This window comes from Enterobacter sp. BNK-22, from assembly GCF_048684805.1.
Taxonomy (GTDB): Bacteria; Pseudomonadota; Gammaproteobacteria; order Enterobacterales; family Enterobacteriaceae; genus Enterobacter; species Enterobacter quasiroggenkampii.
Genome location: NZ_JBLQTT010000001.1, coordinates 3,243,350 through 3,259,910, shown reverse-complemented (window position 1 = coordinate 3,259,910; position 16,561 = coordinate 3,243,350). Strand labels below are relative to the sequence as shown.

General features: G+C 57.7%; 15 protein-coding genes and 1 pseudogene. 11 read left to right on the top strand and 5 right to left on the bottom strand.

The window, feature by feature from the left end; all coding sequences use genetic code 11:
* Positions 1 to 29: 29 nt before the first annotated feature.
* Both zntA and ACMGGE_RS15435 read right to left on the bottom strand, forming a co-directional pair.
* The gene (gene zntA, locus ACMGGE_RS15440; RefSeq protein ID WP_420293928.1) at positions 30 to 2,201 is read right to left on the bottom strand and encodes a Zn(II)/Cd(II)/Pb(II) translocating P-type ATPase ZntA; all 2,172 of its coding nucleotides are present in this window, start codon (positions 2,199 to 2,201) and stop codon (positions 30 to 32) included.
* Between the two features lie 76 nt (positions 2,202 to 2,277).
* Positions 2,278 to 2,904, bottom strand: a complete 627-nt coding sequence (locus ACMGGE_RS15435; protein WP_045909154.1) for a lysoplasmalogenase — start codon at positions 2,902 to 2,904, stop codon at positions 2,278 to 2,280.
* Between the two features lie 129 nt (positions 2,905 to 3,033).
* Here ACMGGE_RS15435 and ACMGGE_RS15430 point away from each other — a divergent pair, with 129 nt between their 5' ends.
* On the top strand, positions 3,034 to 3,393 hold the full coding sequence (locus ACMGGE_RS15430) for a DUF2500 domain-containing protein (RefSeq protein ID WP_048030196.1): 360 nt from the start codon (positions 3,034 to 3,036) through the stop codon (positions 3,391 to 3,393).
* Positions 3,394 to 3,475: 82 nt separating this feature from the next.
* On the opposite strand, the gene ACMGGE_RS15425 is transcribed toward ACMGGE_RS15430, so the two are convergent.
* Both ACMGGE_RS15425 and rsmD read right to left on the bottom strand, forming a co-directional pair.
* Positions 3,476 to 3,757, bottom strand: a complete 282-nt coding sequence (locus ACMGGE_RS15425; RefSeq protein WP_008500088.1) for a DUF1145 family protein — start codon at positions 3,755 to 3,757, stop codon at positions 3,476 to 3,478.
* Positions 3,741 to 4,343: a 16S rRNA (guanine(966)-N(2))-methyltransferase gene (rsmD, locus tag ACMGGE_RS15420; protein WP_008500089.1), complete on the bottom strand. Its 603-nt coding sequence runs from the start codon at positions 4,341 to 4,343 to the stop codon at positions 3,741 to 3,743. Before rsmD ends, ACMGGE_RS15425 begins: the two co-directional genes overlap by 17 nt.
* Before the next feature lie 127 nt (positions 4,344 to 4,470).
* On the opposite strand from rsmD, the pseudogene ftsY reads away from it, so the two are divergent.
* From ftsY to livJ, 6 genes and pseudogenes are all read left to right on the top strand, one after another.
* A pseudogene (gene ftsY, locus ACMGGE_RS15415) lies at positions 4,471 to 5,930 on the top strand (signal recognition particle-docking protein FtsY).
* A 2-nt stretch (positions 5,931 to 5,932) separates the two neighbouring features.
* Complete coding sequence (gene ftsE, locus ACMGGE_RS15410) at positions 5,933 to 6,598, top strand: cell division ATP-binding protein FtsE (protein WP_025758973.1); 666 nt, start codon at positions 5,933 to 5,935, stop codon at positions 6,596 to 6,598.
* Positions 6,591 to 7,646, top strand: a complete 1,056-nt coding sequence (ftsX, locus tag ACMGGE_RS15405) for a permease-like cell division protein FtsX (RefSeq protein WP_223539874.1) — start codon at positions 6,591 to 6,593, stop codon at positions 7,644 to 7,646. Before ftsE ends, ftsX begins: the two co-directional genes overlap by 8 nt.
* Positions 7,647 to 7,897: 251 nt before the next feature.
* Positions 7,898 to 8,755 (top strand): RNA polymerase sigma factor RpoH, encoded by an 858-nt coding sequence (gene rpoH / locus ACMGGE_RS15400; protein ID WP_008500093.1) that lies wholly within the window; start codon positions 7,898 to 7,900, stop codon positions 8,753 to 8,755.
* A 136-nt stretch (positions 8,756 to 8,891) separates the two neighbouring features.
* Complete coding sequence (locus tag ACMGGE_RS15395) at positions 8,892 to 10,157, top strand: 4-aminobutyrate--2-oxoglutarate transaminase (RefSeq protein WP_325819488.1); 1,266 nt, start codon at positions 8,892 to 8,894, stop codon at positions 10,155 to 10,157.
* Between the two features lie 197 nt (positions 10,158 to 10,354).
* On the top strand, positions 10,355 to 11,455 hold the full coding sequence (gene livJ / locus ACMGGE_RS15390) for a branched chain amino acid ABC transporter substrate-binding protein LivJ (protein ID WP_072163886.1): 1,101 nt from the start codon (positions 10,355 to 10,357) through the stop codon (positions 11,453 to 11,455).
* Positions 11,456 to 11,632: 177 nt separating this feature from the next.
* Here the strand turns inward: livJ and panM are convergent, their stop codons facing one another.
* Positions 11,633 to 12,016 (bottom strand): aspartate 1-decarboxylase autocleavage activator PanM, encoded by a 384-nt coding sequence (gene panM / locus ACMGGE_RS15385; protein ID WP_045909159.1) that lies wholly within the window; start codon positions 12,014 to 12,016, stop codon positions 11,633 to 11,635.
* Between the two features lie 424 nt (positions 12,017 to 12,440).
* On the opposite strand from panM, the gene livK reads away from it, so the two are divergent.
* The 4 genes from livK to livG are packed head-to-tail and all read left to right on the top strand — an operon-like array spanning position 12,441 to position 16,561.
* Complete coding sequence (gene livK, locus ACMGGE_RS15380) at positions 12,441 to 13,550, top strand: high-affinity branched-chain amino acid ABC transporter substrate-binding protein LivK (protein ID WP_008500098.1); 1,110 nt, start codon at positions 12,441 to 12,443, stop codon at positions 13,548 to 13,550.
* Between the two features lie 46 nt (positions 13,551 to 13,596).
* A complete protein-coding gene (gene livH, locus ACMGGE_RS15375) occupies positions 13,597 to 14,523 on the top strand; it encodes a high-affinity branched-chain amino acid ABC transporter permease LivH (protein ID WP_008500099.1) in 927 nt (308 codons plus the stop codon).
* A complete protein-coding gene (livM, locus tag ACMGGE_RS15370; RefSeq protein WP_048226437.1) occupies positions 14,520 to 15,797 on the top strand; it encodes a branched chain amino acid ABC transporter permease LivM in 1,278 nt (425 codons plus the stop codon). The genes livH and livM overlap by 4 nt, the downstream gene beginning before the upstream one ends.
* The gene (gene livG / locus ACMGGE_RS15365; RefSeq protein WP_024906698.1) at positions 15,794 to 16,561 is read left to right on the top strand and encodes a high-affinity branched-chain amino acid ABC transporter ATP-binding protein LivG; all 768 of its coding nucleotides are present in this window, start codon (positions 15,794 to 15,796) and stop codon (positions 16,559 to 16,561) included. The genes livM and livG overlap by 4 nt, the downstream gene beginning before the upstream one ends.

Here is a 16,561-nt window from a genome sequence, read left to right as displayed (position 1 = left end):
GGTAAGCGTCAGCGCCACCGGGCGTTTTTTTACCGGCGACGCAACAGCCGGAGCGCGTTCGCCGTCACCAGCACCGTCGCGCCGGTATCCGCCAGCACCGCCAGCCACAGCCCGGTCATGCCCAGCAGCGTGGTCACCAGGAAAATCCCCTTCAGCCCCAGCGCGATGCCGATGTTCTGACGGATATTGGCCCGCGTCGCGCGCGCAAGATCGATCATCTGCGCCAGTCCGGTCAGGCGGTTGTGGGTCAGCGCCGCGTCAGCCGTTTCCAGTGCGACGTCGGTACCGCTGCCCATCGCAATACCGATGGTGGAGGCTTTCATCGCCGGGGCATCGTTAATCCCGTCACCGACCATCGCCAGCGGCGCCTGAGCATTCAGCTCCGTTACCGCGCTGACCTTATCCGCCGGCAGCAATCCGGCTTTAAACGCCAGCCCCAGCTCACCGGCAATGGCGGCGGCCGCGCGCGGGTTATCGCCGGTGAGTATCACGCCCTGCAGGCCCAGCTGATGCAGCGCCGCCACGGCCTCTTTTGCGTCATCGCGCAGGGTGTCGCGCAGCGCCAGCCTCCCTTTTGCGGTGCCGTCCTGCATGACGGTCACGACAGTTTGTCCGGTCTGTTCTAGCGCCTCCACCTCTGGCGTAGAAGACTTGCCCGCCGCGACAATCAGTACCTTTTTACCGTCAACGATGGCCTCAATCCCTGTCCCGACCAGCGCCCGCTGGGCGGTTGCCGGAGGGATGTTCAGTCCGCGCGACTGCGCTTCTCGCACAATCGCCTGCGCCAGCGGGTGAGTGGACCCCTGCTCAACGGCGGCGGCCAGGGTCAGCAGTTCATCTTCACTGATGTCCTGCGGATACACGCCGGTCACCTGCGGCTTGCCGACGGTCAGCGTACCGGTTTTATCAAAAGCGATATGCTGGACCTGGCTTAGCTGCTCCAGCGCCGCGCCGCCCTTAATCAGCGCTCCGCGACGTGCCGCAGCCGCCAGCCCGGACGTAATGGCCGCCGGGGTGGAAATCACCAGCGCGCACGGACAGCCGATCAGCAATAGCGTCAGCCCTTTATAAATCCACCCCTCCCACGGCGCGCCAAAGAACAGCGGCGGAACGACGGTAACCAGCAGGGCAACCAGCATAATGGCGGGCGTGTAGATGCGGCTGAAGCGGTCGATAAAGCGTTCGACCGGCGCGCGGCGCTCTTCGGCCTCTTCAATCAGCTTCAGGATGCGGTCGATGGCGCTGTCACCCGGCTCGGAAAGCACAGTGAGCTGCACCAGACGGTCGACGCTGGTGGCGCCTGCAGGCACTTTTTCACCCGCCTCACGTTCAACCGGAATGGATTCTCCGGTCAGGGCGCTTTCATCAAAGCTCGCGGTGGTGGTAAGCAGCGCACCGTCTGCAGGCAAGCGTCCGCCTGCCGCGACTTCAATCACGTCGCCCGGACGAAGGGTCGTGATGGCGACCGTTTCTCGCGTGCCGTTTACCACGCGCGTGGCGGTTTCCGGCTTCAGCGCCATCAGCGCGCTGACCCCTTTACGCGCCCGGCTGGCTGCCCAGCCCTCAAGGCGTTCACCGATTAAGAACAGCAGCAGCACCATCGCCGCTTCTGCCGTCGCGCCAATAAACAGCGCGCCGATGGCCGCCACGCTCATCAGCGTTTCGATGGCAAACCAGCTGCCGCTTTTCATCAGGCGCAGCGCCTGACGGGCAATCGGGAACAGACCGACCAGCGTGGTGGCGATAAACGCCAGGTTGCCGAACGGATGGTTAATCTGTTCCAGCCCCCAGCTCAGGGCCATCATGATGATGAGGGTGATGAGCGGCAGGTTTTCCCGCAGGGATGACGTTTTTTCCGCGGGCGCGGCTTCGCTACGCAGTCTGTAACCCGCCTTGCTTACCGCGGCTTCAACCTGTTTGCTGACGTCGTTTTCGGCGCTAACCAGCAGCTTTTCGGTGGCGAACAGCACCTGAACGTGGCTGACGCCCGGCACCTGTTTCACCGCATTTTCTACTTTACGGGCGCAGGCGGCGCAGTCCATGCCGTTAACGACCCAGCTGTAGCGGTTGCCGCTTTCGGGCAGCATTTCCGTTTGCGTTTCGCACGCGCCTTCGCAGCAGCAGCCATCTTGAGGCGGAACCGGACTGAGCTTAAGCGCCGAGAATTGAGGAACTTTTTTGGGTGTTTCTGGAGTCGACATGGCAGTCTCCGGCAATGATAATTTTCTCATTAACCGCAGCATACACTCTGGAGTCGACTCCAGAGTCAAGCGTTATTTAGATATACAGCGAACGCACAATCAGGAAGTGCCCGGCAAAGTAACAGGCGGCGGCAATCGCGTTATCCGCCCGGAAACGGCGGCGATAGTGGCTGCCCAGCCACACGATATTCCCAATCAGCAGCAGCGCGGCGCCGAAGAATGCGGACATTGCCGGAGCGGTCGGACGGAAGAACCACAGTTCACCTGCCAGCCATACCATCACCAGGGTCATGGCGATAAACGTGCAGACCGGCAAACGCATCTCTTCCAGACGCGACCAGATCACCGCGATCAGCAGGGCGCCAATCACCAGCAGGACCAGCGGCAGCGGCCAGAAGAAAGAGAGCGTCATCTGGCTGGCGAAGTAGATGGTATACAGCAGGTGCGACAGGAAAAATGCCCCTACGGCATACAGCAGGCGCTGGCGCGGCAGCAGGGTCAGGGCGTCGCCAATCAGAGAGGCGCACAGCCCGGCGAGCACCAGATAGCTGACGGCGTTGAACATCGGCGCTTGCCAGGCCAGCAGCAACAGGAGCAACAGCGTGACGGGTTTAAACAGCCAGCGCTGCCAGGTGGGACCACGATACGACGCATCGACATAAAGCCATGCGGAAAAACAGACAGCGATAAATGACCAAAGCATATTAACTCCCTGTATCTGTTAAGTCTGAATAATCAGTTTCTGATCCAGTGTAGTGACGCGGGCGGGCGTTTGGCAATGCCGGGGAAGGCAGGGTATCCTGAATTCCGCATAATCTGATGGGATTGTAGAATGAGCAAGATGCCGCTGTTTTTCATTATCGTGGTGGCGATTATCGTCATTGCCGCCTCGTTCCGCTTCGTGCAGCAGCGCCGCGAGAAGGCGGATAACGATGCCGCACCGCTGATGCAAAAGCGCGTGGTGGTGACGAACAAACGAGAAAAACCGCTCAATGATCGCCGCTCGCGCCAGCAGCAGGTGACGCCTGCGGGCACAACAATGCGCTATGAAGCGAGCTTTAAGCCGGAAACGGGCGGCCTCGAGATGACCTTCCGCCTGGAGGCGCAACAGTACCACCAGCTGACGGTAGGAGAGAAAGGAACGCTGAGCTACAAAGGGTCGCGATTCGAAGGGTTTGCACCGGAGCGGTAACGCCGGGCGGCACTGCGTTTGCCCGGCCTACAGGGTTTCGTAGGCCCGGTAAGCGAAGCGCCACCGGGCGATAGCGCGCACCTTACTTCTTCACCTGCGCCTTAAACTTCTTCATCCACACCAGTAGCTCAAACACGCCGAAAATAAACACGCGCAGCTGCTGCCAGCCCGTCATCTGCGGGCCGTCTTTCGGCAGACCGTTTTTCAGCATCACCATCTGCAGGGCGTGCATGAACGAGGTGAAAATCAGCGCGACGTTAACGAAAATATTCATCGGACGCGGGAACGGGTGCACCAGATTGAGCAGCAAAAACGCCCAGACGCCCAGCATCAGCAAGCGTCCCAGATTAATCAGTACCGGCATCGGATCCTCCTTGTGCCTGACGGTGATACAGACGATAAGCAACCTGACCTGCGACTTTTTCACGGTGCAGATCCCAGTGGGCGGGAACCGGCGGTAAACCGTTTTCCACTTCGCTTTCCACGTAAATCAATGCGTCATCCGCCAGCCAGCCGTTTTGCTCCAGCAGGGATAACGTCTCTTCCAGCAACCCCTTGCGGAACGGCGGGTCGACAAACACCACGGTGTGCGGCGTGCCCTTTTGTGCGAGGAAGCTCAGCGTGTTGGTGTTCACCACTTTCGCGTTGCTCGCCTTCAGCGTCGCCAGATTTTGCTGCAACGTCTGCGCCACGCCGCGCTCCATCTCCAGCAGCGTGGCGCTGGCAGCATAGCGCGACAGCGCTTCCAGCCCGAGCGCACCGCTTCCGGCGAAGCAGTCCAGGCAGCGGGCGTCTACCATTGACGGGGCCAGCCAGTTAAACAGCGTCTCGCGCACGCGATCGGTAGTGGGGCGTAAACCGGGGCTGTCCGGCACCGGTAATTTCCGGCCTCGCCATTGACCGCCGATAATACGAATTTGACCGGCCGGGGCGCGGTTGGGTTTCTTCATCTCAGGAAAGCTCTGTTAACAATTGGCCTGCGATTGCGGGCGGTGATGTCAATTAAGTAAAGTGTTAGACTATTTCATCATTTTTTTAGCTTCCATGTATATAGCGCCGCGAGGAGTGTAGTCGCAGATGGCAAAACAAAAAAAACGTGGCTTCTTTTCCTGGCTGGGCTTCGGTGAAAAAGAGCAAGAAACAGAACAGAAAACCGAAGAGCAACATGCCGTTGAAGAGCCGTCGCAGCCTGAAACGCCTGTAGAAACCGCCGCGGTTGTCGACGCGGAAGAGACGGCGCACAGCAAAGAAGAGGTTGAAACCTTTGCTGAAGAGGTGGTTGAGGTCACTGAACAGGTTCAGGAAAGCGAGAAGCCAGAGCCGGTTGTCGTAGAAGCCGCTATCGAAGCACCACAGGCTGCTATCGAACACGAAGAGCTTCCGCTGCCGGAAGAGGTCAAAGACGAAGCGGTGTCTGCCGAAGAGTGGCAGGCCGAAGCGGAAACCGTTGAAATTGTTGAGGCGGTGGAAGAAGAGGCGGCGCTTGAGCCAGAGCTGACCGACGAAGAGCTGGAAGCTCAGGCGCTGGCGGCCGAGGCCGCTGAAGAAGCGGTCATCGTGGTGCCGGTGGAAGAAGAACCGAAGAAGAGACCGTTCAGGAGCAGGAAAAACCGACCAAAGAAGGTTTCTTCGCGCGCCTGAAGCGCAGCCTGCTTAAAACCAAAGAAAACTTAGGTTCCGGATTTATCAGTCTGTTCCGCGGCAAGAAGATCGACGACGATCTGTTTGAAGAGCTGGAAGAGCAACTGCTGATTGCGGACGTGGGGGTCGAAACCACCCGTAAGATCATCACTAATCTGACCGAAGGGGCGAGCCGCAAACAGCTGCGTGACGCCGAAGCGCTGTACGGCCTGCTGAAAGACGAGATGGGTGAAATTCTCGCAAAAGTTGACGAACCGCTTAATATTGAAGGCAAAACGCCATTTGTTATTCTGATGGTCGGCGTGAACGGCGTGGGTAAAACCACCACCATCGGCAAGCTGGCACGTCAGTTCGAGCAGCAGGGTAAATCGGTGATGCTGGCGGCGGGCGACACCTTCCGTGCGGCGGCGGTTGAGCAGCTGCAGGTCTGGGGCCAGCGCAACAACATCCCGGTCATTGCTCAGCATACCGGCGCGGATTCCGCATCCGTGATCTTCGACGCCATCCAGGCAGCGAAGGCGCGCAACGTGGACGTGCTGATTGCCGATACCGCAGGGCGTTTGCAGAATAAATCGCACCTGATGGAAGAGCTGAAGAAAATCGTTCGCGTCATGAAGAAGCTGGACGAAGACGCACCGCATGAAATTATGCTGACCATTGATGCCAGCACCGGACAGAACGCCATCAGCCAGGCAAAACTGTTCCATGAAGCGGTAGGACTGACGGGGATCACGCTGACCAAACTGGACGGCACCGCGAAAGGCGGGGTGATCTTCTCCGTGGCCGACCAGTTCGGCATTCCTATCCGTTACATCGGTGTGGGCGAGCGTATTGAGGATTTACGTCCGTTTAAGGCGGACGACTTTATTGAGGCATTATTTGCCCGAGAGGACTAACAATGATTCGCTTTGAACACGTCAGCAAGGCCTATCTCGGTGGGAGACAAGCGCTGCAGGGGGTCACATTCCACCTGCAGCCGGGCGAGATGGCATTCCTGACCGGCCATTCCGGCGCGGGGAAAAGTACCCTGCTCAAGCTTATCTGTGGGATCGAGCGGCCAAGCGCCGGGAAAATCTTTTTCGGCGGCCATGAGATCAGCCGCCTGAAAAACCGCGAAGTGCCGTTCCTGCGTCGTCAGATCGGCATGATTTTCCAGGATCACCACCTGCTGATGGATCGCACCGTTTTCGATAACGTGGCCATTCCGCTGATTATTGCCGGCGCCAGCTATGATGATATCCGCCGTCGCGTTTCCGCGGCGCTGGATAAGGTCGGGCTGCTGGACAAAGCGAAGAACTTCCCAATCCAGCTCTCCGGCGGTGAACAGCAGCGCGTGGGTATCGCCCGTGCGGTGGTGAACAAGCCTGCGGTGCTGCTGGCGGATGAACCGACCGGTAACCTGGACGATGCCCTGTCAGAAGGGATTTTGCGTCTGTTTGAGGAGTTTAACCGCGTGGGGGTTACCGTATTGATGGCGACGCACGACATCGGGCTGATTTCCCGTCGTTCGTACCGCATGCTGACCCTGAGCGACGGTCATTTGCACGGAGGCCACGGTGAATAAGCGTGATGCAATAAACCAGATTCGGCAGTTCGGGAACCGGTTTGACCGTTTCCGTAAGCCGCAGGGCGGGGGTGACGGCAATCGTAATGCGCCGAAGCGCCAGAAGGCCACGCCAAAGCCAGCCTCCCGTAAAACCAACGTGTTTAACGAGCAGGTGCGCTACGCGTTCCACGGCGCGCTGCAGGACCTGAAAAGCAAACCGCTGGCGACGTTCCTGACGGTGATGGTGATCGCCATCTCCCTCACGCTGCCAAGCGTCTGCTATATGGTCTATAAAAACGTCAACCAGGCGGCGTCGCAGTATTATCCGTCTCCGCAGATCACGGTCTATCTGGATAAAGCGCTCGACGATAACGCGGCGGCGCAGGTGGTTGGGCAAATTCAGGCCGAGCAGGGCGTGGAGAAGGTCAATTATCTCTCACGTGAAGACGCGCTGGGTGAGTTCAGGAACTGGTCTGGCTTTGGCGGCGCGCTGGATATGCTCGAAGAGAACCCGCTGCCCGCCGTGGCGGTGGTGATCCCGAAGCTGGATTTCCAGGGGACCGATTCGCTTAACACCCTGCGCGATCGCATCACGCGCATTAAGGGGATTGATGAAGTGCGCATGGATGACAGCTGGTTTGCGCGTCTCTCTGCTCTGACCGGGCTCGTAGGCCGCGTCGCGGCGATGATTGGCGTGCTGATGGTGGCGGCGGTCTTCCTCGTCATCGGCAACAGCGTTCGCCTGAGCATCTTCGCCCGTCGCGACACCATCAACGTGCAGAAACTGATTGGTGCGACGGATGGCTTCATCCTCCGACCGTTCCTTTATGGTGGCGCACTGCTCGGTTTTTCCGGCGCATTTCTTTCACTGATATTGTCAGAAATTTTGGTGATGCGGCTTTCCTCTGCCGTGACTGAAGTGGCGCAGGTTTTCGGAACCAAGTTTGATATCAGTGGTTTAGGGTTCGATGAGTGCCTGTTGTTGCTGCTGGTGTGTTCGATGATTGGGTGGGTGGCCGCGTGGCTGGCAACCGTTCAACATTTACGTCACTTTACTCCCGACTAATAAAAGCGTGATATAATCTTTCCCTGCACCGAGATGTTCGCTCTGCAGGGAAAGCGTCCCTGTTGTCTCTTCCCCTGTTATCATCTCCATGTCACATTTTGTGCGTAATTTATTCACCGTTGCACCTGGAACTTGTGGATAAAATCACTGTCTGATAAAAGAGTGAATGCTAATCTCGTTGCTCAAACGCTTTGGCATGGTTGTTGCCTGACGGGGACAACCTGGACCAGAAGAAACACTGAGAGGAATGAATGACCAAAGAAATGCAAACTTTAGCTTTAGCCCCTGTTGGTAACCTGGAATCTTACATCCGGGCTGCGAACACCTGGCCGATGTTAACGGCCGAGGAAGAAAAGGAGCTTGCTGAAAAGCTGCATTACCAGGGCGATCTGGAAGCAGCGAAAAAGCTGATCCTGTCTCACCTGCGCTTTGTTGTTCACATTGCTCGTAATTATGCGGGCTATGGCCTGCCGCAGGCGGACTTGATTCAGGAAGGTAACATCGGCCTGATGAAGGCTGTGCGTCGCTTTAACCCGGAAGTGGGTGTGCGACTTGTCTCCTTCGCCGTACACTGGATCAAAGCAGAAATTCATGAATACGTGCTGCGCAACTGGCGTATCGTGAAAGTCGCCACGACAAAAGCGCAACGCAAACTGTTCTTCAACCTGCGTAAAACCAAGCAGCGTCTGGGCTGGTTCAATCAGGATGAAGTGGAAATGGTGGCGCGCGAGCTGGGCGTATCCAGCAAAGACGTGCGTGAGATGGAATCCCGTATGGCCGCGCAGGACATGACCTTTGATATGTCCTCCGACGACGACGCATCCGACAGCCAGCCAATGGCACCGGTTCTGTATCTGCAGGATAAAACCTCTAACTTTGCTGACGGCATCGAAGAGGATAACTGGGAAGATCAGGCCGCGAACAAGCTGAGCTATGCGATGGAAGGCCTCGACGAACGTAGCCAGGATATTATCCGCGCCCGCTGGCTGGACGAAGACAACAAGTCCACGCTGCAGGAGCTGGCCGACCGCTACGGCGTCTCTGCGGAACGTGTCCGTCAGCTTGAAAAGAACGCCATGAAAAAACTTCGCGCCGCTATCGAAGCGTAATTTCCGCGAAGTACACCGAGAACCCCTGGATGAGAGTCTGGGGGTTTTGTTTTTTTAGCGCCCGCTCTGGCGAATTCCCTCCCCCTGGCAAACACTTACTGATGCGCTAAGCAGGCGACTTTCTCAGGGGGACAGGGTGAAAAACAACGAACTGAACGACCGGCGTTTACAGGCGACGCCGCGTGGCATCGGCGTGATGTGTAACTTCTATGCCGATAAAGCAGAAAACGCCACGGTGTGGGATGTCGAGGGCAATGAGTACATCGACTTCGCCGCCGGTATCGCGGTGCTGAATACCGGCCATCGCCATCCCAAAGTCATTTCCGCCATCGAAAAACAACTCCACGCCTTTACCCACACGGCGTACCAGATCGTGCCGTACGAAGGCTACGTGGCGCTTGCCGAGCGCATCAACGCACGGGTGCCGATTGACGGCCCTGCCAAAACGGCGTTCTTCTCGACGGGCGCAGAAGCGGTGGAAAACGCCGTAAAAATTGCCCGCGCCTTTACCAGACGTCCTGGCCTTATCACCTTCGGCGGCGCGTTCCACGGCCGCACCTTTATGACCATGGCGCTGACCGGCAAGGTTGCGCCGTACAAGCTCGGCTTTGGGCCCTTCCCCGGCTCGGTGTATCACGCGCAGTATCCGAATGAACTGCACGGCGTCAGCACCGCTGAGGCGTTAAAAAGCCTGGAACGTATCTTTAAAGCGGATATTGCTCCTGACCAGGTCGCAGCGATAATTCTCGAACCGGTTCAGGGGGAGGGCGGCTTCAACATCGCTCCTGCTGATTTTATGCAGGCGCTGCGCGCCCTGTGCGATACCCACGGCATTTTGCTGATTGCCGACGAGGTCCAAAGCGGCTTCGCCCGCACCGGCAAGCTGTTCTCGATGGAACACCACTGCGTGAAACCGGATCTGATCACCATGGCGAAAAGCCTGGCGGGCGGGATGCCGCTCTCGGCGGTGTCGGGACGTGCTGAGGTGATGGATGCGCCCGCGCCGGGCGGGCTGGGTGGCACCTACGCAGGTAACCCGCTGGCGATTGCGGCGGCGCATGCCGTACTGGACGTGATTGATGAGGAAGATCTCTGTACGCGATCGGCGCATCTTGGCCATCACCTGGTGGAAGTGCTGAACAAAGCGAAGGAACACTGCCCGTATATCGCGGATATTCGCGCCCAGGGCTCGATGGTAGCGGTTGAGTTTAACGACCCGCAAACGGGCCATCCTTCGCCGGAATTTACCCGCCAGGTGCAGGAGCGGGCGTTGCAGGAAGGGCTGCTTCTTCTGAGCTGCGGCGTCTACGGCAACGTCATTCGTTTCCTGTATCCGCTGACGATTCCCGAAGTGCAGTTCCGTAAAGCGCTGGACATTATCTCCGCCTCGCTGACACGTTAAAGCCATATGCCCGGCGAAAATCCCTGCCGGGCCTATCATATATTCATTTCAAATTAGCTATTCCAAAATCATAAAAATCGGGTATGTTTTAGCAGAGTATGCTGAAAAAGCGCGAACAGCACACCTATAACTGACATAAAGCGCTGCACAACAACATCACAACAATCGTAATAACCATAATAATGGGGAATCTCAGGATGAACATGAAGGGTAAAGCGTTACTGGCAGGATGTATCGCGTTGGCATTCAGCACCATGGCGCAGGCAGACATTAAAGTGGCTGTGGTTGGCGCCATGTCCGGACCGGTAGCGCAGTACGGCGACCAGGAGTTTACTGGCGCAGAACAGGCGGTTGCAGACATTAATGCCAAAGGTGGTATTAAGGGCGAAAAACTGCAGATCGTAAAATATGATGATGCCTGCGACCCGAAACAAGCGGTCGCGGTCGCGAACAAAGTGGTGAACGACGGGATCAAATACGTTATCGGTCACCTGTGCTCTTCTTCTACTCAGCCCGCGTCTGACATCTACGAAGACGAAGGTATCCTGATGATCACCCCGGCTGCGACCGCACCGGAGCTGACCGCGCGCGGCTACAAGCTGACCCTGCGTACCACCGGTCTGGACTCTGACCAGGGCCCAACCGCGGCGAAATACATCGTTGAAAAAGTGAAGCCGAAGCGCATTGCCATCGTTCATGACAAGCAGCAGTACGGTGAAGGTCTGGCGCGTTCAGTGCAGGACAACCTCAAGAAAGCCAATGCCGACGTGGTGTTCTTCGACGGGATCACCGCCGGTGAGAAAGACTTCTCCACCCTGGTGGCGCGTCTGAAGAAAGAGAATATCGACTTCGTATACTACGGCGGCTACCACCCGGAAATGGGTCAGATCCTGCGCCAGGCGCGCGCAGCGGGTCTGAAAACCCAGTTCATGGGTCCGGAAGGGGTGGCGAACGTTTCTCTGTCTAACATCGCAGGTGAATCCGCTGAAGGCCTGCTGGTGACCAAACCGAAGAACTACGACCAGGTTCCTGCGAACAAACCTATCGTAGATGCCATCAAGGCGAAGAAACAGGATCCAAGCGGCGCGTTCGTCTGGACCACCTATGCGGCGCTGCAGTCTCTGCAGGCGGGCCTGAACCAGTCAGCCGATCCGGCTGAGATTGCCACCTGGCTGAAAGCGAACACGGTTGAGACCGTCATGGGGCCTCTTTCCTGGGACGCGAAGGGCGACCTGAAGGGCTTCGAGTTCGGCGTGTTTGACTGGCATGCCAATGGCACGGCGACAGACGCCAAATAATTTTCCCGTCGCCTTTCGCGCCGCAGGTGCGTTGGCTGCGTTATTCAACCCCGGTCACTTACTTATGTAAGCTCCCGGGGATTTCATAACTTGCCGCCTTCCTGCAACACGAAATGCTTGGGAAAATGCGGTAGAAATTGTAGGCCGGGTAAGGCGCAGCCGCCACCCGGCTTTCTTTTAGCGCTTCTCCCACCCGCTCTCCTGCGCCGTAAAGCCTAACGCCTGCATAAACGCCGCCATCACGTCGCGGTCTTCCACGCCCACGTCGGCCATCCACCAGGAGGTCACGCTCGGGTTTTCGCGGATCACTTCTTCAATTAAATACTGTCCCACGCCGCGACGACGGGTGACGTCACGCACGCGCAGCGAGTCCAGCGCCCCTTCTGTACCGCTCAGGGTGACGCGAACCGCTGCCAGCAGGCGCTCGTTAAAACGCGCGGCATAAATGCGGTGGGTTTCATCCACGCGTAGCGACGAAGGGGAATATTCCGGCCAGATCTTGCCCAGGTCGATATGATCCTGGTCGCTAAAGGTCACCAGACGCACGATAGTCAGTTTCATTAGCTACTTGTCCAAATCAAATTGAGTAGAGGCAGTGTACTCAATTTATTCACTCAGGGGCTTCCTCTTTTTATTCTCATTCGCCAGGTGATTAGTTTTTTGGCAACGCGTTGGGCAGTTTGAAAACACATGGATCGAAAAATACGCAGAATTTTAACCTGATGGGTAGTGATTTATTCGGCGCTTTGTACCGTTATTTTATGCTGCAAACTGCACTTTTAGTTGTTTATCTCTGCCTGATTTCAGAATATTATCTTTGCTTAATCGCCTGAAAAATAGAGATTTTAGTCTGGTTTTTGACAAAAACCTGCGCTAAACCATTAAAGGCACTGGTAAAAATAGCGTTGTTCATTAAAAGTACAGAATGCTTTTTAACCATAATAAAACAAAATATAAACACGACATCACGAATGGGGATTCAGAGATGAAAAGGAACGCGAAGACGTTAATCGCGGGGATGGTCGCACTGTCGATCTCGCATGCCGCCATGGCGGAGGACATTAAAGTTGCGGTAGTGGGTGCGATGTCCGGCCCTGTTGCCCAGTGGGGTGACATGGAGTTCAACGGTGCGCGCCAGGCCATCAAAGACATCAACGCTAAGGGCGGCATCAAAGGCGACAAGCTGGTGGGCGTAGAATATGACGACGCCTGCGATCCGAAACAGGCCGTCGCGGTCGCTAACAAAATCGTCAACGATGGCATCCAGTATGTGATCGGCCACCTGTGCTCGTCGTCCACCCAGCCCGCGTCTGATATCTACGAAGACGAAGGCATTCTGATGATCACCCCCGGTGCGACCAACCCGGAACTGACCCAGCGCGGCTATCAGCACATCATGCGTACCGCCGGGCTGGACTCCTCTCAGGGGCCAACCGCCGCCAAATACATCCTTGAAACCGTCAAGCCGCAGCGTATCGCCATTATTCATGACAAGCAGCAGTACGGTGAAGGCCTGGCGCGCTCCGTTCAGGACGGCCTGAAAAAAGGCGGCGCAAACATCGTCTTCTTCGACGGGATTACCGCCGGTGAAAAAGACTTCTCCGCGCTGATCGCTCGTCTGCAAAAAGAGAATATCGACTTTGTTTACTACGGCGGCTACTACCCGGAGATGGGGCAGATGCTGCGTCAGGCGCGCGCCACCGGTCTGAAGACCCAGTTTATGGGGCCAGAGGGTGTGGGCAATGCTTCCCTGTCCAACATCGCCGGGGATTCTGCCGAAGGCATGCTGGTGACGATGCCAAAACGCTATGACCAGGATCCGGCCAACAAGGCTATCGTGGATGCGCTCAAGGCGCAGAAGAAAGATCCGAGTGGTCCGTACGTCTGGATCACCTACGCCGCCGTGCAGTCTCTGGCCACCGCGCTGGATCGTACCGGCAGCAAAGAACCGCTGGATCTGGTGAAAGATTTAAAAGCACACGGGGCGAACACCGTGATTGGGCCGCTGAACTGGGATGAGAAAGGCGATCTGAAGGGATTTGAGTTTGGTGTCTTTAAGTGGCACGCCGACGGGTCATCCTCGGCCGCCAAATAATTATCCCACCGCCCGGACTGACGGGCGGGTATAAAAAGGTTTGCATATGTCCGAGCAGTTTCTCTATTTCCTGCAGCAGATGTTTAACGGCGTCACGCTGGGAAGCACCTACGCGCTGATCGCCATCGGCTATACGATGGTTTACGGCATTATCGGCATGATTAACTTCGCCCACGGCGAGGTTTACATGATCGGTAGCTATGTCTCCTTTATGATTATCGCCGCCCTGATGATGATGGGCATCGACAGTAGCTGGCTGCTGGTCGCCGCCGGGTTTGTCGGCGCGATTGTGATTGCCAGCGCCTACGGCTGGAGCATCGAGCGCGTGGCCTACCGGCCGGTGCGCAGCTCCAAACGCCTGATTGCGCTGATTTCCGCCATCGGGATGTCGATCTTCCTGCAAAACTACGTCAGCCTGACCGAAGGCTCGCGCGACGTGGCGCTGCCAAGCCTGTTTAACGGCCAGTGGATTGTGGGGGCCAGTGAAAACTTCGCGGCCTCTATCACCACCATGCAGCTGGTTATCTGGGTCGTGACCTTTATTGCGATGCTTGCCCTGACGCTGTTCATCCGCTACTCGCGGATGGGACGCGCCTGCCGCGCCTGCGCAGAAGACCTGAAGATGGCGAGCCTGCTCGGGATCAACACCGACCGCGTGATTGCCCTGACCTTCGTGATTGGCGCCGCGATGGCGGCCGTCGCAGGTGTCCTGCTCGGCCAGTTCTACGGCGTAATCAACCCGTACATCGGCTTTATGGCCGGGATGAAAGCCTTTACCGCGGCGGTGCTGGGCGGTATCGGCAGTATTCCGGGCGCGATGATTGGCGGCCTGATCCTGGGCGTGGCGGAAGCGCTCTCCTCGGCGTATCTGAGCACGGAATATAAAGATGTGGTGTCGTTTGCCCTGCTGATTCTGGTTCTGCTGGTCATGCCTACCGGCATTCTGGGCCGTCCGGAGGTAGAGAAAGTATGAAACCGATGCATTTTGCAATGGCGCTGCTCTCTGCCGCCATGTTCTTCGTGCTGGCAGGCGTCTTTATGGGCGTCCAGTTAGGTCTGGATGGGACGAAGCTGGTGGTGGATGCCGCCCCCGACATCCGCTGGCAGTGGGTATTTATCGGCACTGCCGTGGTGTTCCTGTTCCAGCTGCTGCGTCCGCTGTTCCAGAAGTCGCTGAAAAACGTCTCCGGGCCGAAATTCGTTCTGCCGGCCATCGACGGGTCTACCGTTAAGCAGAAGCTGTTCCTCGTGGCGCTGCTGGTGGCTGCCGTGGCGTGGCCGTTTGTGGTCTCTCGTGGCACCGTGGATATCGCTACCCTCACCATGATCTACGTGATCCTCGGTCTTGGTCTGAACGTGGTGGTGGGGCTCTCTGGCCTGCTGGTGCTGGGCTACGGCGGCTTCTACGCCATCGGCGCCTACACCTTCGCGCTGCTGAATCACTATTACGGGCTCGGCTTCTGGACCTGCCTGCCGCTGGCGGGGCTGGTCTCAGCCGCGGCCGGCTTCCTGCTCGGCTTCCCGGTACTGCGCCTGCGCGGTGACTACCTGGCGATTGTGACCTTAGGCTTTGGCGAAATCGTCCGTATCCTGCTGCTGAACAACACCGAAGTGACCGGCGGACCGAACGGCATCAGCCAGATCCCGAAACCAACCTTCTTTGGCCTGGAGTTCAGCCGTACCGCCCGCGAAGGCGGCTGGGACACCTTCAGTAACTTCTTCGGCGTGAAGTATGACCCGTCCGACCGCGTCATCTGGCTCTATCTGGTGGCGCTGCTGCTGGTGGTGATTACCCTGTTCGTGATTAACCGCCTGCTGCGCATGCCGCTGGGCCGCGCGTGGGAAGCGCTGCGCGAAGATGAGATTGCCTGCCGTTCCCTGGGCCTGAACCCGACCCGCATCAAGCTGACCGCGTTCACCATCAGCGCCGCGTTTGCCGGTTTCGCCGGGACGCTGTTTGCCGCGCGTCAGGGCTTCGTCAGCCCGGAATCGTTCACCTTTGCCGAATCCGCTTTTGTGCTGGCGATTGTGGTGCTCGGCGGGATGGGCTCGCAGTTTGCCGTTATCCTCGCGGCCATCCTGCTGGTGGTCTCGCGCGAGCTGATGCGCGACTTTAACGAATACAGCATGTTAATGCTGGGTGGTTTGATGGTGCTGATGATGATCTGGCGTCCGCAGGGCTTGCTGCCGATGACCCGTCCACAGCTGAAGCTGAAGAACGGGCAAGCGAAAGGAGAGCAGGCATGAGTCAGCCATTATTATCCGTTAACGGTCTGATGATGCGTTTTGGCGGCCTGCTGGCGGTCAACAATGTGTCACTGGATCTGCACAAGAAAGAGATTGTCTCCCTGATTGGCCCGAACGGCGCGGGGAAAACCACCGTCTTTAACTGCCTGACCGGTTTTTACAAGCCGACGGGCGGCACCATCATGCTGCGCGACAAGCATCTTGAAGGGCTGCCGGGCCAGCAGATTGCCCGCATGGGCGTGGTGCGTACCTTCCAGCACGTGCGTCTGTTCCGCGAGATGACGGTGATTGAGAACCTGCTGGTCGCGCAGCATCAGCAGCTGAAAACCGGGCTGTTCTCCGGCCTGCTGAAAACCCCGGCCTTCCGCCGCGCCCAGGATGAAGCGCTCGATCGCGCCGCCACCTGGCTCGACCGCATTGGCCTGCTGCAGCACGCCAACCGTCAGGCGAGTAACCTGGCCTACGGCGACCAGCGTCGTCTGGAGATTGTGCGCTGCATGGTGACCCAGCCGGAGATCCTGATGCTCGATGAACCGGCGGCCGGCCTCAACCCGAAAGAGACCAAAGAGCTGGACGAGCTGATTGCCGAACTGCGCGATCACCACGACACCACCATTCTGCTGATTGAGCACGACATGAAGCTGGTAATGGGCATTTCCGACCGTATCTACGTGGTTAACCAGGGTACGCCGCTGGCAAACGGCACGCCGGAAGAGATCCGCAACAACCCGGACGTGATCCGCGCATACCTGGGTGAGGCATAA

What these genes read in the sequence shown, in the direction of transcription:
- ACMGGE_RS15430 (WP_048030196.1), top strand. Translation starts at nt 3,034, where the DNA reads ATGAGCAAGATGCCGCTGTTTTTCATTATCGTGGTGGCGATTATCGTC.
- livJ (WP_072163886.1), top strand. Translation starts at nt 10,355, where the DNA reads ATGAACATGAAGGGTAAAGCGTTACTGGCAGGATGTATCGCGTTGGCA.
- zntA (WP_420293928.1), bottom strand. Translation starts at nt 2,201, where the DNA reads ATGTCGACTCCAGAAACACCCAAAAAAGTTCCTCAATTCTCGGCGCTT.
- rsmD (WP_008500089.1), bottom strand. Translation starts at nt 4,343, where the DNA reads ATGAAGAAACCCAACCGCGCCCCGGCCGGTCAAATTCGTATTATCGGC.
- livG (WP_024906698.1), top strand. Translation starts at nt 15,794, where the DNA reads ATGAGTCAGCCATTATTATCCGTTAACGGTCTGATGATGCGTTTTGGC.
- livM (WP_048226437.1), top strand. Translation starts at nt 14,520, where the DNA reads ATGAAACCGATGCATTTTGCAATGGCGCTGCTCTCTGCCGCCATGTTC.
- panM (WP_045909159.1), bottom strand. Translation starts at nt 12,016, where the DNA reads ATGAAACTGACTATCGTGCGTCTGGTGACCTTTAGCGACCAGGATCAT.
- ACMGGE_RS15425 (WP_008500088.1), bottom strand. Translation starts at nt 3,757, where the DNA reads ATGCCGGTACTGATTAATCTGGGACGCTTGCTGATGCTGGGCGTCTGG.
- rpoH (WP_008500093.1), top strand. Translation starts at nt 7,898, where the DNA reads ATGACCAAAGAAATGCAAACTTTAGCTTTAGCCCCTGTTGGTAACCTG.
- ACMGGE_RS15435 (WP_045909154.1), bottom strand. Translation starts at nt 2,904, where the DNA reads ATGCTTTGGTCATTTATCGCTGTCTGTTTTTCCGCATGGCTTTATGTC.
- livK (WP_008500098.1), top strand. Translation starts at nt 12,441, where the DNA reads ATGAAAAGGAACGCGAAGACGTTAATCGCGGGGATGGTCGCACTGTCG.
- livH (WP_008500099.1), top strand. Translation starts at nt 13,597, where the DNA reads ATGTCCGAGCAGTTTCTCTATTTCCTGCAGCAGATGTTTAACGGCGTC.
- ftsE (WP_025758973.1), top strand. Translation starts at nt 5,933, where the DNA reads ATGATTCGCTTTGAACACGTCAGCAAGGCCTATCTCGGTGGGAGACAA.